Origin of the sequence: Citrobacter sp. RHBSTW-00524 (assembly GCF_013747755.1) — a bacterium.
Taxonomy (GTDB): domain Bacteria; phylum Pseudomonadota; class Gammaproteobacteria; order Enterobacterales; family Enterobacteriaceae; genus Citrobacter; species Citrobacter braakii.
The window spans coordinates 5203218-5220224 of sequence record NZ_CP056421.1; the positions used below are offsets into that span (position 1 = coordinate 5203218).

General features: G+C 52.4%; 12 protein-coding genes, 1 rRNA gene and 1 pseudogene. 5 read left to right on the top strand and 9 right to left on the bottom strand.

The window, feature by feature from the left end; all coding sequences use genetic code 11:
• Nucleotides 1-81: 81 nt before the first annotated feature.
• Nucleotides 82-1623: ribosomal RNA gene (locus HV229_RS24915) — 16S ribosomal RNA — on the bottom strand.
• Between the two features lie 454 nt (nucleotides 1624-2077).
• Between HV229_RS24915 and HV229_RS24920 the strand changes: the two genes are divergently transcribed.
• Together HV229_RS24920 and mdtD are read left to right on the top strand one after the other, a co-directional pair.
• A complete protein-coding gene (locus tag HV229_RS24920) occupies nucleotides 2078-2782 on the top strand; it encodes a FadR/GntR family transcriptional regulator (protein ID WP_016157828.1) in 705 nt (234 codons plus the stop codon).
• A gap of 1 nt (nucleotide 2783) precedes the next feature.
• Entirely contained in the window at nucleotides 2784-4211 is a 1428-nt protein-coding gene (mdtD, locus tag HV229_RS24925; RefSeq protein WP_181546610.1) for a multidrug transporter subunit MdtD, read from the top strand.
• Here mdtD and rbsR read toward each other — a convergent pair.
• From rbsR to kup, 7 genes are all read right to left on the bottom strand, one after another.
• Entirely contained in the window at nucleotides 4177-5169 is a 993-nt protein-coding gene (gene rbsR / locus HV229_RS24930) for a ribose operon transcriptional repressor RbsR (protein ID WP_016155093.1), read from the bottom strand. The two genes, mdtD and rbsR, sit on opposite strands and share 35 nt — an antisense overlap.
• Before the next feature lie 3 nt (nucleotides 5170-5172).
• A complete protein-coding gene (rbsK, locus tag HV229_RS24935; protein WP_016157826.1) occupies nucleotides 5173-6102 on the bottom strand; it encodes a ribokinase in 930 nt (309 codons plus the stop codon).
• Between the two features lie 141 nt (nucleotides 6103-6243).
• Nucleotides 6244-7134 (bottom strand): ribose ABC transporter substrate-binding protein RbsB, encoded by an 891-nt coding sequence (gene rbsB / locus HV229_RS24940; RefSeq protein WP_003023760.1) that lies wholly within the window; start codon nucleotides 7132-7134, stop codon nucleotides 6244-6246.
• A 24-nt stretch (nucleotides 7135-7158) separates the two neighbouring features.
• A complete protein-coding gene (rbsC, locus tag HV229_RS24945; protein ID WP_003023762.1) occupies nucleotides 7159-8124 on the bottom strand; it encodes a ribose ABC transporter permease in 966 nt (321 codons plus the stop codon).
• A 5-nt stretch (nucleotides 8125-8129) separates the two neighbouring features.
• Nucleotides 8130-9635, bottom strand: a complete 1506-nt coding sequence (gene rbsA, locus HV229_RS24950; protein WP_003023764.1) for a ribose ABC transporter ATP-binding protein RbsA — start codon at nucleotides 9633-9635, stop codon at nucleotides 8130-8132.
• A gap of 7 nt (nucleotides 9636-9642) precedes the next feature.
• Nucleotides 9643-10062: a D-ribose pyranase gene (rbsD, locus tag HV229_RS24955; RefSeq protein WP_016155090.1), complete on the bottom strand. Its 420-nt coding sequence runs from the start codon at nucleotides 10060-10062 to the stop codon at nucleotides 9643-9645.
• Nucleotides 10063-10254: 192 nt separating this feature from the next.
• On the bottom strand, nucleotides 10255-12123 hold the full coding sequence (gene kup / locus HV229_RS24960; protein ID WP_003023768.1) for a low affinity potassium transporter Kup: 1869 nt from the start codon (nucleotides 12121-12123) through the stop codon (nucleotides 10255-10257).
• Nucleotides 12124-12453: 330 nt separating this feature from the next.
• On the opposite strand from kup, the gene ravA reads away from it, so the two are divergent.
• Both ravA and viaA read left to right on the top strand, forming a co-directional pair.
• Nucleotides 12454-13950: an ATPase RavA gene (gene ravA, locus HV229_RS24965; RefSeq protein WP_181546612.1), complete on the top strand. Its 1497-nt coding sequence runs from the start codon at nucleotides 12454-12456 to the stop codon at nucleotides 13948-13950.
• On the top strand, nucleotides 13944-15395 hold the full coding sequence (viaA, locus tag HV229_RS24970; RefSeq protein WP_016155088.1) for an ATPase RavA stimulator ViaA: 1452 nt from the start codon (nucleotides 13944-13946) through the stop codon (nucleotides 15393-15395). Before ravA ends, viaA begins: the two co-directional genes overlap by 7 nt.
• 3 nt (nucleotides 15396-15398) lie before the next feature.
• On the opposite strand, the pseudogene asnA reads toward viaA, so the two are convergent.
• Nucleotides 15399-16391: pseudogene (asnA, locus tag HV229_RS24975) on the bottom strand (aspartate--ammonia ligase).
• Nucleotides 16392-16542: 151 nt separating this feature from the next.
• On the opposite strand from asnA, the gene asnC reads away from it, so the two are divergent.
• Nucleotides 16543-17001 carry a transcriptional regulator AsnC gene (gene asnC / locus HV229_RS24980; RefSeq protein WP_003023780.1) on the top strand — a complete coding sequence of 153 codons (459 nt, stop codon included), beginning with the start codon at nucleotides 16543-16545 and terminating at the stop codon, nucleotides 16999-17001.
• The last annotated feature ends 6 nt before the right edge of the window (nucleotides 17002-17007 follow it).

Consider the following 17007-nt stretch of genomic DNA (forward strand, 5'->3'; position numbering starts at 1 on the left):
AAGTCTCAATCGCAAGACGCCTTGCTATTTACTTTTCATCAGACAATCTGTGTGAGCACTACAAAGGTCGGTTCTTTAAGGTAAGGAGGTGATCCAACCGCAGGTTCCCCTACGGTTACCTTGTTACGACTTCACCCCAGTCATGAATCACAAAGTGGTAAGCGCCCTCCCGAAGGTTAAGCTACCTACTTCTTTTGCAACCCACTCCCATGGTGTGACGGGCGGTGTGTACAAGGCCCGGGAACGTATTCACCGTGGCATTCTGATCCACGATTACTAGCGATTCCGACTTCATGGAGTCGAGTTGCAGACTCCAATCCGGACTACGACATACTTTATGAGGTCCGCTTGCTCTCGCGAGGTCGCTTCTCTTTGTATATGCCATTGTAGCACGTGTGTAGCCCTACTCGTAAGGGCCATGATGACTTGACGTCATCCCCACCTTCCTCCAGTTTATCACTGGCAGTCTCCTTTGAGTTCCCGGCCGAACCGCTGGCAACAAAGGATAAGGGTTGCGCTCGTTGCGGGACTTAACCCAACATTTCACAACACGAGCTGACGACAGCCATGCAGCACCTGTCTCAGAGTTCCCGAAGGCACCAAAGCATCTCTGCTAAGTTCTCTGGATGTCAAGAGTAGGTAAGGTTCTTCGCGTTGCATCGAATTAAACCACATGCTCCACCGCTTGTGCGGGCCCCCGTCAATTCATTTGAGTTTTAACCTTGCGGCCGTACTCCCCAGGCGGTCGACTTAACGCGTTAGCTCCGGAAGCCACGCCTCAAGGGCACAACCTCCAAGTCGACATCGTTTACGGCGTGGACTACCAGGGTATCTAATCCTGTTTGCTCCCCACGCTTTCGCACCTGAGCGTCAGTCTTTGTCCAGGGGGCCGCCTTCGCCACCGGTATTCCTCCAGATCTCTACGCATTTCACCGCTACACCTGGAATTCTACCCCCCTCTACAAGACTCTAGCCTGCCAGTTTCGGATGCAGTTCCCAGGTTGAGCCCGGGGATTTCACATCCGACTTGACAGACCGCCTGCGTGCGCTTTACGCCCAGTAATTCCGATTAACGCTTGCACCCTCCGTATTACCGCGGCTGCTGGCACGGAGTTAGCCGGTGCTTCTTCTGCGAGTAACGTCAATTGCTGCGGTTATTAACCACAACACCTTCCTCCTCGCTGAAAGTACTTTACAACCCGAAGGCCTTCTTCATACACGCGGCATGGCTGCATCAGGCTTGCGCCCATTGTGCAATATTCCCCACTGCTGCCTCCCGTAGGAGTCTGGACCGTGTCTCAGTTCCAGTGTGGCTGGTCATCCTCTCAGACCAGCTAGGGATCGTCGCCTAGGTGAGCCGTTACCCCACCTACTAGCTAATCCCATCTGGGCACATCCGATGGCAAGAGGCCCGAAGGTCCCCCTCTTTGGTCTTGCGACGTTATGCGGTATTAGCTACCGTTTCCAGTAGTTATCCCCCTCCATCGGGCAGTTTCCCAGACATTACTCACCCGTCCGCCACTCGTCACCCAAGGAGCAAGCTCCTCTGTGCTACCGTTCGACTTGCATGTGTTAGGCCTGCCGCCAGCGTTCAATCTGAGCCATGATCAAACTCTTCAATTTAAGTTTGATGCTCGTGAATTAAACTTCGTAATGAATTACGTGTTCACTCAGAGACTTGGTATTCATTTTTCGTCTTGCGACGTTAAGAATCCGTATCTTCGAGTGCCCACACAGATTGTCTGATAAATTGTTAAAGAGCAGTGCCGCTTCGCTTTTTCTCAGCGGCGCGGGGTGTGCATATTACGCCATCCCGCTACAGAGTCAAGCGTTTATTTTCGCTTTTCTCCGCTGACCCGGCGGTTTGTAATCCGTTGTTCCGTGTCAGTGGAGGCGCATTATAGGGAGTTATTTCAGGCTGACAAGGGGAAATTTAAAATAACTTTCCGAGTGCGTGTTTTTTCAGCAAAACCACCATTAACATGCCATAAAATAAGCAAATTGCCGTTTTTGCAGCCGCAATAACACTTCCAGGTGGCATACTAATGAATAGGAAATAAAGTAAGGAAAACCATTCATGCCGTTAAATGCCCAACAGCTAGCCGCACAGAAAAACCTGTCCTACGTTCTGGCCGAAAAGCTGGCTCAGCGAATATTAAAAGGTGAATACGCACCGGGCGCTATATTGCCTGGCGAAATAGAGCTGGGCGATCAGTTTGGCGTAAGTCGTACCGCGGTAAGAGAAGCGGTAAAGACGTTAACGGCAAAAGGTATGGTATTACCGCGCCCGCGTATTGGTACACGCGTCATGCCGCAGGCAAACTGGAACTTCCTCGACCAGGAGCTGCTCACCTGGTGGATGACAGAAGATAATTTCTCTCAGGTCATTAAACATTTTCTGGTGATGCGTATCAGCCTGGAGCCTCAGGCGTGTTTACTGGCGGCGACTATAGGTACGGCAGAACAGAAAGCGCATCTCAACACGCTGATGGAAGAAATGGTCGAGCTGAAAAGAAACTTCAGACGCGAGCGTTGGATTGAGGTTGATATCGCCTGGCATGAACACATCTATGAAATGAGTGCGAACCCGTTCCTTATCTCCTTCGCGTCACTCTTCCATTCCGTTTACCAGACCTACTTTACCTCTATTACCTATAACGACGTGGTCAAGCTGGATTTACACCAGGCCATTGTCGACGCAATAGATGAGAGCGATGGCGATCGCGCCTTCGCTGCCTGTCAGGCATTGCTGATAGCACCGAACGTGCTACCGGATAAATAATATGTCAGAAAAGAAATCACGCAGTATGGCCGGGCTACCGTGGATAGCAGCCATGGCCTTTTTTATGCAGGCACTAGACGCCACGATCCTCAATACCGCCTTACCCGCAATAGCACACAGCCTTAACCGCTCTCCGCTCGCCATGCAGTCAGCCATTATCAGTTACACCCTGACGGTCGCGATGCTGATCCCGGTGAGTGGATGGCTGGCAGACAGGTTCGGTACCCGGCGCGTCTTTATGATAGCTGTGAGCCTGTTTACGCTGGGTTCGCTGGCCTGTGCGCTGTCCAGCTCCCTAAGCGAACTGGTGATTTTCCGCGTCATTCAGGGCATTGGCGGCGCCATGATGATGCCCGTTGCCCGTCTGGCATTATTACGTGCTTACCCCCGCAGCGAACTGCTTCCCGTGCTTAACTTCGTAACCATGCCTGGACTTGTGGGGCCGATTTTAGGTCCAGTATTGGGCGGTGTACTGGTCACGTGGGCCAGTTGGCACTGGATCTTCCTGATTAATATTCCAATTGGGGTTGCCGGTATCTTCTATGCCCGTAAATATATGCCGAACTTCACCACGCCGCGCCGCGGTTTTGATATGACCGGTTTCTTTCTGTTTGGTTTGAGCCTGGTGTTGTTTTCCAGCGGGGTAGAGCTGTTCGGTGAGAAGCTTGTCGAGACCTGGATAGCGCTCAGCATTATTCTTGCCAGCATTCTGTTACTGCTCGCCTACATTCGCCACGCGCGTCGTCACCCAACGCCGCTAATATCGCTTCCTATATTTAAGACCCGAACTTTTTCCGTCGGGATCGTCGGAAACCTTGCCACTCGTCTGGGTACAGGGTGCGTGCCCTTCTTAATGCCGCTGATGTTGCAGGTAGGCTTTGGATACCCGGCGCTGATAGCCGGTTGCATGATGGCGCCAACGGCGCTGGGATCAATACTGGCAAAATCAATGGTGACGCAGGTGCTGCGCCGGCTCGGCTACAGAACCACACTGGTGGGTGTTACGGTATTTATCGGCCTGATGATTGCGCAGTTCGCATTGCAATCTCCCGCCATGCCGGTCTGGATGTTGATCCTGCCGTTGTTCATTTTGGGTATGGCGATGTCCACCCAGTTTACCTCCATGAATACCATCACTCTGGCGGACCTGACCGATGAAAACGCCAGCAGCGGCAACAGTGTGCTGGCCGTTACTCAGCAGTTATCAATCAGTTTAGGGGTCGCCATCAGCGCTGCCGTTCTGCGTATCTATGAAGGTATGGAAGGAACCAATACGGTCGAACAGTTCCACTACACCTTTATGACGATGGGCGCTATCACGGTAGTGTCTGCGCTGATGTTCATGCTGCTAAAAGCAAAAGATGGACGTAACCTGATTAAAGAGCGACATAATCCTAAACCGACCCCCGCTCCATCAAAACAGGAGTAAGTTGCAGGCGCTGTTGCTGTAATGCGGGCTGCGCCATCCGGTGGATTAATACATCGATGGCCAGTTCGCCCAGTTCATCTTTTGGTTGATGGATGGTCGTCAGCGGCGGCGTCATATAGCGCGCCAGCTCGATATCATCATAACCCACCACCGCCATATCCTGCGGAATGCGCAATCCCGATTGGTACAGAGCCTGATACGCGCCAACCGCCATGGCATCATTGCCGGTAAAAACGGCCTGCGGTCGCTGTTTATGCGACAGCAACGTTTGCATAGCTTCAAAGCCGCCGCCGAACTCAAAGTCACCGGTAATCTCGTAACCTTCCGGGACCGGCAGCCCCGCCCGCTTCATTGCCGCCCGATATCCTTCCAGACGTAAACGCGCCGGGGTTTTATCCAGCGGCCCGGTGATGCAGGCAATGCGCGTAAAACCTTTTTCGATAAGATGTTGAGTGGCTAAATCCCCGCCCAACAGGGAGTTATCCTGGATCAGATCGCTTTCACCATCAAAAGGCGACCAGTCCATCATGACGGTCGGTATAGAAGGATAGCGTTGCATGATCTCCCTGGAAGGTTGATGTGTTTCCGTGCAGAGCAGCAGCAAGCCGTCCACCCGTTTTTGCATTAACGTTTCCAGATTACGGTTCATGCGCTGTTCATCACCTTCAGTGTTGCACAGCACCAGGCTGTAGCCGCGTTCAAAACAACTACGTTCAACGCCGCGCACCAGCTCAGAATAAAAGGGGTTGGTACTGGCAGTGATTAACATGCCAATAGTGTGGGTCTGGTTTAACTTGAGACTACGCGCCAGCGCTGAGGGCGCGTAGTTAAGCTCTTTAATCGCCGCTTCAACTTTGTCAGTGACAGACTCACTGACAAAGCGATCTTTATTAATGACGTGAGAAACCGTCGACGTGGAAACCCCCGCCAGGCGGGCGACGTCCTTCATTGTAGCCAAGCGTTACCTCTGTTGACTTAAAAACGCTTCTATTTCTTCGCGCCATGGAACGGAAGGCTGTGCGCCCTTACGGGTGACCGCAATCGCCGCAGCGGCATGTGCAAATCGGATAGCTTCAGGCAGCGGAGTCTCTTCCAGTAACGCTGTAATTAACGCGCCGTTAAAGGTATCCCCAGCGGCGATGGTATCAACAGCGTCCACTTTAAACCCAGGCACACGCTGACCTTCACCATTTACGCTGGCCCACACCCCGCGACTGCCTAAGGTAATCAGTACAGTATGGATCCCCTTCGCGTGCAATGCCTGCGCAGCTTTGGCCGCGTCTTCATCGTTTTCAACCCGGATCCCCGTGAGCTTTTCAGCCTCGGTTTCATTCGGGGTAATAATATCCACCAGCGCCAGCAGTTCGTCAGAAAGTTCACGTGCCGGGGCCGGGTTAAGGGCTACCGTGGTCTTATTTTGATGTGCAATCTTTGCCGCAGCCAGTACGCTTTCGATCGGTGACTCTAACTGCATCAGTAAGGCAGACGCCTGGGCAATACGCTCATGCTGAGCTTCCACCAGCGCAGGCGAAAGTGCCGCGTTCGCACCAGCATGAATGCCGATGACGTTCTCACCTTCACCATTCACAAAAATCAAAGCCACACCGGTCGATTCCCCCGAAATTACGCTAATCGGCGCAATATCGATATTATCTTTGGCTAACTGTTTACGAACACTTTCGCCAATATCATCATCACCCGTACAGGCAATAAATGCGATATTCGCGCCACTACGCCCCGCAGCAACAGCCTGATTCGCGCCTTTACCACCAAATGCGACCTGATAATGGTTACCGGTTACGGTTTCACCAGGTGTCGGGAAAGAGTTAAGGTTGAGGATGTGATCGGCATTGATACTGCCAAGAACAACGAGGTTGCCTGCGGTTTTCATATTTGGTGTTCCAAGTCAAAGTGCGCCACCGGATTAGGGTGGCGCGTGCCCTGCTTTTCTTTTTACGCTTTCATCCCCAAAACCCGATACGGGGATGGCGTCTTTATGTCTCCATCAGGCCGCGAGCGACCTGAATCGGTATTACTGCTTGATGACCAGCTTCAGGTCAACCGGATATTTAGCCTGAACCTTCTCGCCTTTCAGGACTTTATCCGCAGTCTCAACGCCTTTCGCGCCGATCTGATCCGGCAGCTGAGCAATGGTCGCAGCCAGTTTGCCATCATTTACTGCTTTTTCGCCATCTGGAGTACCGTCAAATCCAACCACCATCACATCAGATTTACCCGCAGTTTGCAGTGCGCGCAGCGCACCCAACGCCATTTCATCGTTCTGGGCAAATACGGCCTGCACGTCAGGATGCGCGGTAAGCAGGTTCTGCATGACGTTCAGACCTTTGGTGCGGTCGAAGTCGGCCGGCTGGCTGGCCAGTACGTTAAATTTGTGTGCCGCAACAGCCTGCTGGAAACCTTCGCCACGCTCACGCGCCGCTGAAGTACCGGCAATACCCTGCAGTTCGATAACTTTCGCGCCTTCACCCGCTTTCTTCGCGATGTAATCGCCCGCAATCTTACCGCCCAGCACGTTATCAGATGCAATATGGCTTACTACTTCGCCTTTGGACGCAACGCGGTCAAGGGTGATAACCGGAATTTTCGCCTGGTTAGCCATCTTCACAGCGTTACCAACAGCATCGGAGTCCGTCGGGTTAATCAGCAGAATTTTAGTTCCACGAACCGTTAAATCCTGAACGTTAGCCAGCTCTTTCGCCGGGTTGTTCTGTGAGTCCAGAATCACCAGGTTGTAGCCCAGCTTATCGGCCTCTTTTTGCGCCCCATCCTTCAAAGAAACAAAGAACGGGTTGTTGAGGGTGGAGACCACCAGCGCAATGGTATCTTTCGCCATCGCATTCGCGCTCACGGTGGCGCTCAGCGCAACAGCAGAAACCAGGGTAGCCAGTTTTTTCATGTTCATATTTAAGATGTCCTGTAATCGTTGTTACTGCTTTTTGTTGTCTACCAGTACCGCCAGCAAAATCACCACCGCTTTGACGATCATCTGGTAATAGGAGGATACACCTAACAAATTCAAACCATTATTGAGGAAACCAAGAATCAATGCGCCGATCAGCGTCCCAACAATACGTCCTTTACCGCCCGCCAGGCTGGTACCACCTAACACCACCGCGGCGATAGCATCCAGCTCATAGCCAGTACCTGCCGTCGGTTGCGCAGAGGAGAGGCGCGCTACTTCAATGATGCCCGCCAGCGATGCCAGCAGACCACACAGGGAATAAACGATAATTTTGATTTTACTTACGCTGATACCGGACAGGCGCGTTGCCGCTTCGTTACCGCCCAGCGCATAGATATAACGACCCAGACGAGTGTGGTGCAGCATGTACCACGCCGCGAGGAAGACAATCCCCATAATCCACACAGGCGTAGGGACGCCTAACGGACGACCAATACCAAACCAGCCAAACAGATCGGCATTGTCAGTAAACCCGGTATTAACCGGACTGCCGTTGGTGTATACCATGGTCACACCACGCAGCAGCAGCATCATCACCAGGGTCGCGATAAACGCCTGTACCCGGCCTTTCGCGACAATCACCCCGGTTACCGCGCCAATAGCAGCACCGAGCGCCAGGGCCGCAGCGACAGCCACCAGCGCATTGACTTCAATCCCTACAATGGAAGCCGCAACCGCACCGGTAAGCGCCAGCAAAGAACCGACAGACAGATCGATCCCCGACGTCAGGATAACCAGCGTCATGCCAACGGCCATGATGGCGTTCACCGACGTTTGCTGGAGGATGTTGAACAGGTTATTAACGGTAAAAAAGTTAGGGCTCATGGTGGAAACAATCGCGATCAGCACTAACAGAGCGATAAGCGACTTTTGCTCCAGAAGCCATGCTTTAGTGAAATAACGGCGACCAGAAACAGCCTGGGTAGTCATCTTTTTTACTCCTGATTCACGCGATTAAGCTTGCCCACAGCGGCAGCCATTAATACTTCCTGAGTGGCCTGCTCGCGAGTGAACTCACCGCCGAGATGCCCTTCATGCATAACGATAATTCGATCGCTCATGCCCAATACTTCTGGCATCTCAGAGGAGACCAGAATGATGCTCAGCCCATCGGCCTTAAACTGGTTGATAAGCTGATAGATTTCTTTCTTAGCCCCAACGTCAACGCCGCGCGTTGGTTCATCGAGGATCAGGACTTTTGGTCGGGTCATCAGACCGCGCGCAATCGCCACTTTCTGCTGATTACCGCCAGAAAGCAGGCCGATAGCCTGTTCCATCGATGGCGTTTTAACATTGAACAGACGAATAAAATCACCTACCGCCTGCTGCTCGTCTTTATGTTTAAGGCTTCCACCAGCGCGACTGAAATAACGCAGCGCGGTTAGTGACATGTTCTCTTTCACCGACATGCCCAGCACTAAACCATCGCGTTTACGGTCTTCAGAAATATAGACGATGCCGTTAGCCAACCCATCCTGCGGCGAACGGGTGACCACTTCATGGCCATCAAGCGTGACGTAACCGCTGGTGCGCGGCAATGCGCCGTACAACACTTTCATCAGCTCGGTACGTCCGGCACCCATCAGCCCCGATACGCCAAGGATCTCGCCTTTACGTAGCGTGAATGAAACATCGTTTACGCCAGGGCCGCACAGGTTATCGACCTTCAGGCGAATATCACCCGGCGCTTTTTCCAGGCGCGGGTATTGATCTTCCAGCTTACGTCCCACCATCATTTCAATCAGCGAGTCTTCGGTCAGCGAGGCGACTTCACGCTCGGCAATAAACTGCCCGTCGCGAAAAACGGTCACGTCGTCACAAATCTCGAAGATCTCTTTCATGCGGTGAGAAATATAGACAATGCCGCGTCCCTGAGATTTCAGTTCGCGAATGACGCGGAACAGGGATTCGGTTTCGGTATCGGTGAGCGCATCCGTCGGTTCATCCATAATGATGACCTTCGATTCAAAGCTCAGCACTTTGGCAATTTCAACCATCTGCTGATCGCCAATCGACAGTTCACCGACCAGTCTGTCGCTTTTAAAGCGCAGATTCAGTTTGGCAAGCAGCAGATCGGCTTCGGCGTACATCTTCTTCCAGTCAATTTTGCCAAAGCGATTAACGAACTCACGGCCAAGAAAAATGTTCTCGGCGATAGTGAGTTGCGGGATCAAATTCAGCTCCTGGTGGATGATACCGATTCCGGCTTCCTGGGAGGATTTAGGGCCGTTAAAGGTGGTCTCTTTTCCCAACCACAATAAAGAACCGGCATCACGGGTATAGATCCCGGTCAGCACTTTCATCATGGTGGATTTGCCCGCGCCGTTTTCGCCCACCAGCGCCATTACGCGGCCTGGGTAGACATTCAGCGCGGCGCCGGATAGCGCTTTTACGCCCGGGAACGCTTTATCGATCCCTTTGAGTTGCAGTAATGCGTTCATGATGGCCTCAGAACGTGACGCCAGCACAGAGAATGATATTCGCATACGGAGAACACTCTCCGCTGCGAATTACCGCCTGACTGTCTGCGGTTTGTTTTTTGAATTGTTCATGCGTGGTGTAACGAATTTCTATGGTGTTTCCCTGGTGTTGTTGCAGTTGCTCAATGTGGCTGAGCAACGTTTCGTGGAGTTGCGGATTATGTTGTTTAATTTCCGTCGCGAGAATGGCCGCCTCGACCTGCATTTCACGTGTCACCACATCCAGTACCTGCATAAAAGAAGGTACGCCCTGGGTTAATGCCATATCGATACGCGTTGTGCTATTCGGGATGGGTAAACCTGCATCACACACCACCAGCGTATCGGTATGCCCCAGACGGGAGATCACCGATGAAATTTCAGAGTTGAGTACCGTGCCTTTCTTCATTTTCTTTCCCCACTAGCGAAACGTTTCGCTGAAGATAAGTGTAGAGCGAAGAGTGGAGATAAAACCACCGCGAAGTTACGAAAATGTGATCGCCATCGAAACGTTTCGCAAGGATTATCATTCGATGAAATGAAAACTGGGAGGGACAAAACAAAACGCCCCCTTTCGCGATGAAAGAGGGCGTCGATGAGATTAAATCTCGACCTGAGTACCGAGCTCAATAACCCGGTTCGGTGGGATTTCAAACTGGTCCGGGGCGCGCAGCGCATTGCGTTGTAGTAGCAGATACAGCTTACCGCGCAGACGCAGATACCATGGTCGTTTGCCAACAATCAACGACTCGTGCGACATGAAGAACGAGGTTTCCATCATCCGACAGCTTAAGCCTTCCAGACCGCAGCGATGGAACACTTCTTCAACGTTCGGCGTTTCGCGCCAACCGTAGCTGGCCACCACGCGCCAGAAGGTGGGCGATAACTGCTCAATCTGCACCCTACGCACATTGTGAACATATGGCGCATCTTCCGTGCGCAGCGTCAGCAGAATAACGCGTTCATGCAGAACCTTGTTATGTTTGAGGTTATGCAGTAGCGCAAACGGGATGACGTTCAATGCACGAGACATGTACACCGCCGTTCCCGGCACGCGTACCGGTGGTGATTTCTCCAGAGAGGCAATCATCGCCTCCAGAGAGTTGCCGTGCTCATGCATGCGACGCAGCAGACGGAAACGCTCGCTTTTCCAGGTGGTCATGATGGTGAACATCACCAGACCCAGCGTCAGAGGCAGCCAACCGCCGGAAATCAGTTTATCGAGGTTCGCGGAGAACAGCGGAACATCGACGCACAAGAACGCCACCAGGATCAGGAAGACGAAGTATTTATTCCAGTGCCAGTTTTTGCGCGCCACGGTGGTCGACAGAATTGAGGTCAGCACCATTGTCCCCGTCACCGCAATCCCGTACGCCGCAGCCAGATTGCTGGAGTGTTCAAAGCTCACAATCACAATAACCACTGCAAAATAGAGCATCCAGTTAACGAAAGGAATGTAGATCTGGCCCGACTCCATTTCCGAGGTATGGATGATACGCATCGGCGATAAATACCCCAGACGCACGGCCTGACGCGTCAGTGAGAAGACGCCGGAGATAACCGCCTGTGAAGCGATAACCGTTGCCAGCGCGGCGAGGATCAGGAGCGGTATCAACGCCCAGTCCGGTGCCAGCAGGAAGAACGGGTTTTTAATCGCTTCAGGATGCTTTAACAGCAACGCCCCCTGACCAAAATAGTTCAGTACCAGCGAAGGCAATACCACGGAGAACCATGCCAGGCGAATCGGCAACTTACCGAAGTGGCCCATATCCGCATACAGCGCTTCAACACCGGTAATCGACAACACCACCGCACCCAGCGCAATAAAGGACAACGTTTTGAATTCGAGGAAGAAATGCACCGCCCAATATGGATTGAGCGCCTGCAGCACTTCCGGATTGCCAATAATACTGCGCACGCCTAACACCGCCAGCGTCAGGAACCACAACAGCATAATCGGCGCAAACAGCTTACCGACCATGCCGGTACCGTGTTTTTGAATCAAAAACAGCAGGGTCAGTACGATTATCGAGAGCGGAACAATCCAGGTATCCAGTTGCGGAGCAATGATCTCCAGACCTTCAATCGCCGACATCACCGAGATAGCAGGCGTTATCACCACTTCTCCATAGAAGAAGCTGCCGCCAATCAACCCCATAATCACCAGCATGGAGGTTGTTCGTGCTGAAGTATTACGCCCGGCCAATGACATCAGCGTCAGGATCCCGCCTTCTCCGGCGTTATCCGCGCGCATGACAAACGTCAGGTATTTAATGGAGACAACAAAGATCAGCAGCCAGAAAATCAGCGAGAGAAAGCCAAATACGGCATCACGTTCAACGCCAAAACCAAACTGGCCGGACAAACATTCACGAAGCGTATAAAGTGGGCTGGTACCAATATCACCGTAGACAACCCCAATGGCCGCAAGGGTAATCGCAGACAATGATTGTTTATTATCAGTGCTCATAGACTCGTCTTTCGTTTATACACATCATCTTTCAAGCCACCTCCGCGTGGGCTGCATTCGTTATTCCCCCCATCCCAGAAGAAAACTCCATTGCCGCCTTGGTGCAGCTTGATTGATTTGGTGTATATATAAGAAATGTGTGCGTCGTCCCTTGGCCCACAAAAAGGCGCACAGTATGCACGATTAATCGCAAAATCGTACCCCTAAATGAGACCAGATTAATCTGGCTCAAAGAAAAATAAGCGCACCTTCAGTCTATTACTGCACTGGTGTGAAGCATCTATACTCGCTGTTTATGCAGTACATTTGGCGAAAGGACGCCACTTCATTATGGCTCACCCACATTTATTAGCGGAAAGAATTTCCCGTCTGAGCAATGCGCTGGAAAAGGGACTTTATGAACGTAGCCACGCCATTCGTCTGTGTCTGCTGGCTGCACTTAGCGGCGAGAGCGTTTTCTTATTAGGTCCTCCCGGGATCGCGAAAAGCTTAATTGCCCGCAGACTGAAATTTGCCTTTCAAAATGCTCGCGCCTTCGAATATCTGATGACGCGCTTCTCTACGCCGGAAGAGGTTTTCGGCCCGCTGTCCATTCAGGCGTTAAAAGACGAAGGTCGCTATGAACGCTTAACGGCAGGCTATCTCCCTGAAGCTGAAATCGTCTTTCTCGATGAAATCTGGAAGGCGGGACCGGCGATTCTTAACACCCTGCTGACCGCCATCAACGAACGCCACTTCCGCAACGGCGCGCATGAAGAGAAAATCCCGATGCGCCTGCTGGTGGCAGCCTCCAACGAACTGCCTGAAACAGACAGCAGCCTGGAAGCGCTGTACGACCGTATGCTGATTCGTCTGTGGCTGGATAAAGTCCAGGACAAGGCCAACTTCCGCTCGATGCTGTTAAGTCAGCAGGATGAAAGCGACAATCCGGTCCCGGCATCGTTACAGGTAACGGATGAAGAGTATTACCAGTGGCAAAAGAACATTGGCGCCATCACGCTTCCCGATCGCGTGTTTGAGCTTATTTTCATGCTGCGCCAGCAGTTGGACACGCTACCGAATGCCCCCTACGTGTCCGATCGTCGCTGGAAAAAAGCCATTCGCTTGCTCCAGGCCAGCGCCTTCTTTAGCGGACGTGATGCGGTAGTTCCCATCGACCTGATCCTGCTGAAAGATTGCCTGTGGTACGACGCACAAAGCCTGAATCTAATGCAGCAGCAGCTGGAAGTATTGATGACCGGACACGCATGGCAACAGCAAGCCATGCTGACCCGTCTGGCCAGTATTGTACAGCGCCGCATTCAGCTCCAGCAGCAGCAAAGCGATAAAACAGCATTCACCGTGATCCGTCAGGGCGGCATGTTCAGCCGTCGTCCTCATTATGATTTACCGCCGGAGGCCACGTCTTCCGTCGTGACATTACTACTGCAAAAGCCCTTAAAGCTGCATGATATGGAAGTAATCCATATTGCTTTCGAACGTAGCGCGCTGGAACTGTGGTTAACCAAAGGCGGTGAGATCCGCGGAAAATTAAACGGCATCGGTTTTGCCCAGACGCTGAACATGGAAGTGGATAGCGCGCAGCACCTGGTTGTACGCGACGTCAGCTTACAAGGCTCTCGCCTGGCATTGCCCGGTACATCACAAGAGAGTATGCCCGCTGAAATAAAACAGGAGCTTGAAGCGCTCGATAACGAGTGGCATCAGCAGCACAGCGCATTTAGCGAGCAGCAAAAATGTCTGTTTATTCATAGCGACTGGTTAGGCCGCATTGAGGCCAGCCTGCAGGATGTCGGGGCGCAAATCCGCCAGGCGCAACAATGCTGACCCTTGATACGCTCAACATCATGCTGGCAGTCAGTGAAGAAGCGATGATCGAAGAGATGATCGTCGCACTGCTGGCTTCTCCAAAGATGGTGGTATTTTTTAACAAATTCCCTCGCCTTAAAAAAGCGATCACTGACGATATTCCCCGCTGGCGTGAATCTTTGCGTAGCCGCCTCAAAGATACCCATGTACCGCCGGAGTTAGCGGAAGAGGTTATATGCTATCAACAAAGCCAGCTCCTCTCTCATGCGCAGTTTATCGTCCAGCTACCGCAAATATTGTCGCTATTGCACCACCTCCATTCGCCATGGGCCGGACAAGCGCAGCAGTTGGTCAATGACAACAGCGCGTTTACGCCTGCCCTACATACGCTTTTTCTCCAGCGCTGGCGCCTGAGCCTGGTGGTGCAAACCACAACGCTGAATCAGCAACTGCTGGAAGAAGAGCGCGAGCATTTGCTCAGTGAAGTACAGGAACGGATGACCCTTAGCGGGCAACTGGAACCCGTACTGGCAGAAAATGACAACGCCGCAGGCCGGTTGTGGGATATGAGCGCAGGTCAAATCAAGCGCGGTGATTATCAGTTGATGGTGAAATATGGCGAATTCCTGACGCAACAACCTGAACTCCAGCGTCTGGCTGAGCAGTTAGGCCGTTCCAGAGAAGCGAAATCCGTACCGCGTAAAGATGCGCCAATGGAAACCTTCCGCACCCTGGTGCGCGAACCGGCAACCGTCCCGGAGCAAGTAGATGGCATCCAGCAAAGCGACGATATCCTGCGCCTGCTGCCGCCGGAACTGGCTACTCTGGGCATTACCGAACTGGAATACGAGTTCTACCGACGACTGGTGGAAAAGCAGCTGTTGACCTATCGCCTGCACGGCGAAGCATGGCGTGAGAAAGTCACGGAACGCCCCGTGGTGCATCAGGATTTTGACGAGCAACCGCGCGGACCTTTTATCGTCTGCGTTGATACTTCGGGATCGATGGGTGGGTTTAATGAGCAGTGTGCGAAAGCCTTTTGCCTGGCGCTAATGCGCGTCGCCCTTGCCGATAACCGACGTTGTTTCATCATGCTGTTTTCAACAGAAGTAGTGCGCTATGAGCTATCCGGCCCGGAGGGCATCGAACAGGCGATCCGTTTTTTAAGTCAGCGCTTTCGCGGCGGTACCGATATTGCCAGCTGTTTTCGCGCCATTACTGAGCGCATGCAGGGTCGGGAATGGTTTGATGCTGATGCGGTGGTGATCTCAGATTTTATCGCTCAGCGATTGCCCGATGAGGTTGTCAGCAAAGTGGGGGAATTACAGCGGGTGCACCAGCACCGTTTTCACGCGGTGGCGATGTCAGCACATGGTAAACCCGGCATCATGCGCATTTTCGATCATATCTGGCGCTTTGATACCGGGATGCGAAGCCGCCTGCTCAGACGCTGGCGGCGTTAATTCTTACAACAGAGAGGCGACGCTTTCACGTACCTGTGCCGGCCATACGCCACACTGAACCTGACCAATGTGTGGTAATTGCAGCAACAGCATGGTCAGACGCGACTGCCCAATTCCTCCACCAATCGTCTGTGGCATTTCACCGCGCAGCAGCGCCTGGTGCCATTCCAGACTCAGACGATCTTCATCTCCGGTCAGAGACAGCTGATGTTTCAGAGCGTCAGCATCCACACGGATCCCCATAGAAGACAGCTCAAACGCATCTTCCAGTACCGGGTTCCAGACCAGAATATCACCGTTCAGACCGGCGTGACCCAGCTCGGACGCTCAACTCCAGTCATCATAATCCGGCGCACGTACATCATGGCGGTGACCGTCGCTGAGCTTGCCGCCGATCCCCACCAGGAATACCGCGCCCAGCTCTTTAGCGATCGCACGTTCACGACCTTTTGCGTCAAGACCCGGATAACGAGATAACAGTTCCTGGCTATGAACAAAGTGGATCTGCTCTGGCAGGAACGGTGCCAGACCAAACTCTTTGCTCACCGCAGCTTCGGTAGCCTTAATTCCCGCCCAGATAGCCTCTACCGTGCTTTTCAGAGTGGAGAATTGACGCTCGCCGTCGCCCATCACGCGCTCCCAGTCCCACTGGTCAACATACACTGAGTGCAGCGGGGAAAGGCGATCTTCATCAGGACGCAGGGCCTTCATATGCGTGTACAGCCCTTCGCCTGCGCTAAAGTCGTGTTGTCCTAATGTTTGACGCTTCCACTTCGCCAGTGAATGAACCACTTCGAATTGAGCGTCTGGCAATGCTTTAACCTTCACCTGCACCGCTTTTTCACAGCCCGACAAGTTATCTTGCGTGCCATCTCCTACGCGACTGAGGATCGGAGCCTGAACTTCGATCAGACCTAAACGCTCTTCCAGCTGACGAGAAAAATGAGATTTTACGAAGCTAATTTGACGTTGTTTGGCAATGTAAGCGGTTTTCATTATGTGTACTCCTGTGTCCTGTTGCCTATGATTAAGCAACAGAATGTAGGTAATATTCAATAATCAACAAACAAAAAGCCGTCTTCGATTTTGATTCGTTAAAATTAACGTCTAAAATAGAGGGAATCATTAATCTACATAAGAAAAACCTATGGAAAATTATCAGATCGACAATCTGGACCGCGGCATTCTTGACGCCCTGATGGAAAATGCCCGAACGGCCTATGCCGAATTAGCCAAACAGTTCGGCGTTAGCCCGGGGACAATTCACGTTCGCGTAGAGAAGATGAAGCAGGCCGGGATTATTACCGGCGCACGGATTGATGTTAGTCCCAAACAGTTGGGCTATGACGTCGGCTGCTTTATCGGCATCATCCTGAAAAGTGCGAAAGACTATCCGTCAGCGTTGGCCAGACTGGAAAGCCTCGATGAGGTGACCGAAGCGTATTACACCACCGGGCACTACAGCATCTTTATAAAGGTGATGTGCAAGTCGATCGACGCGTTACAGCAGGTACTTATCAACAAGATCCAAACAATTGACGAAATTCAGTCCACGGAGACCCTGATCGTCCTGCAAAACCCGATCATGCGTACCATCAAGCCATGATCGCTT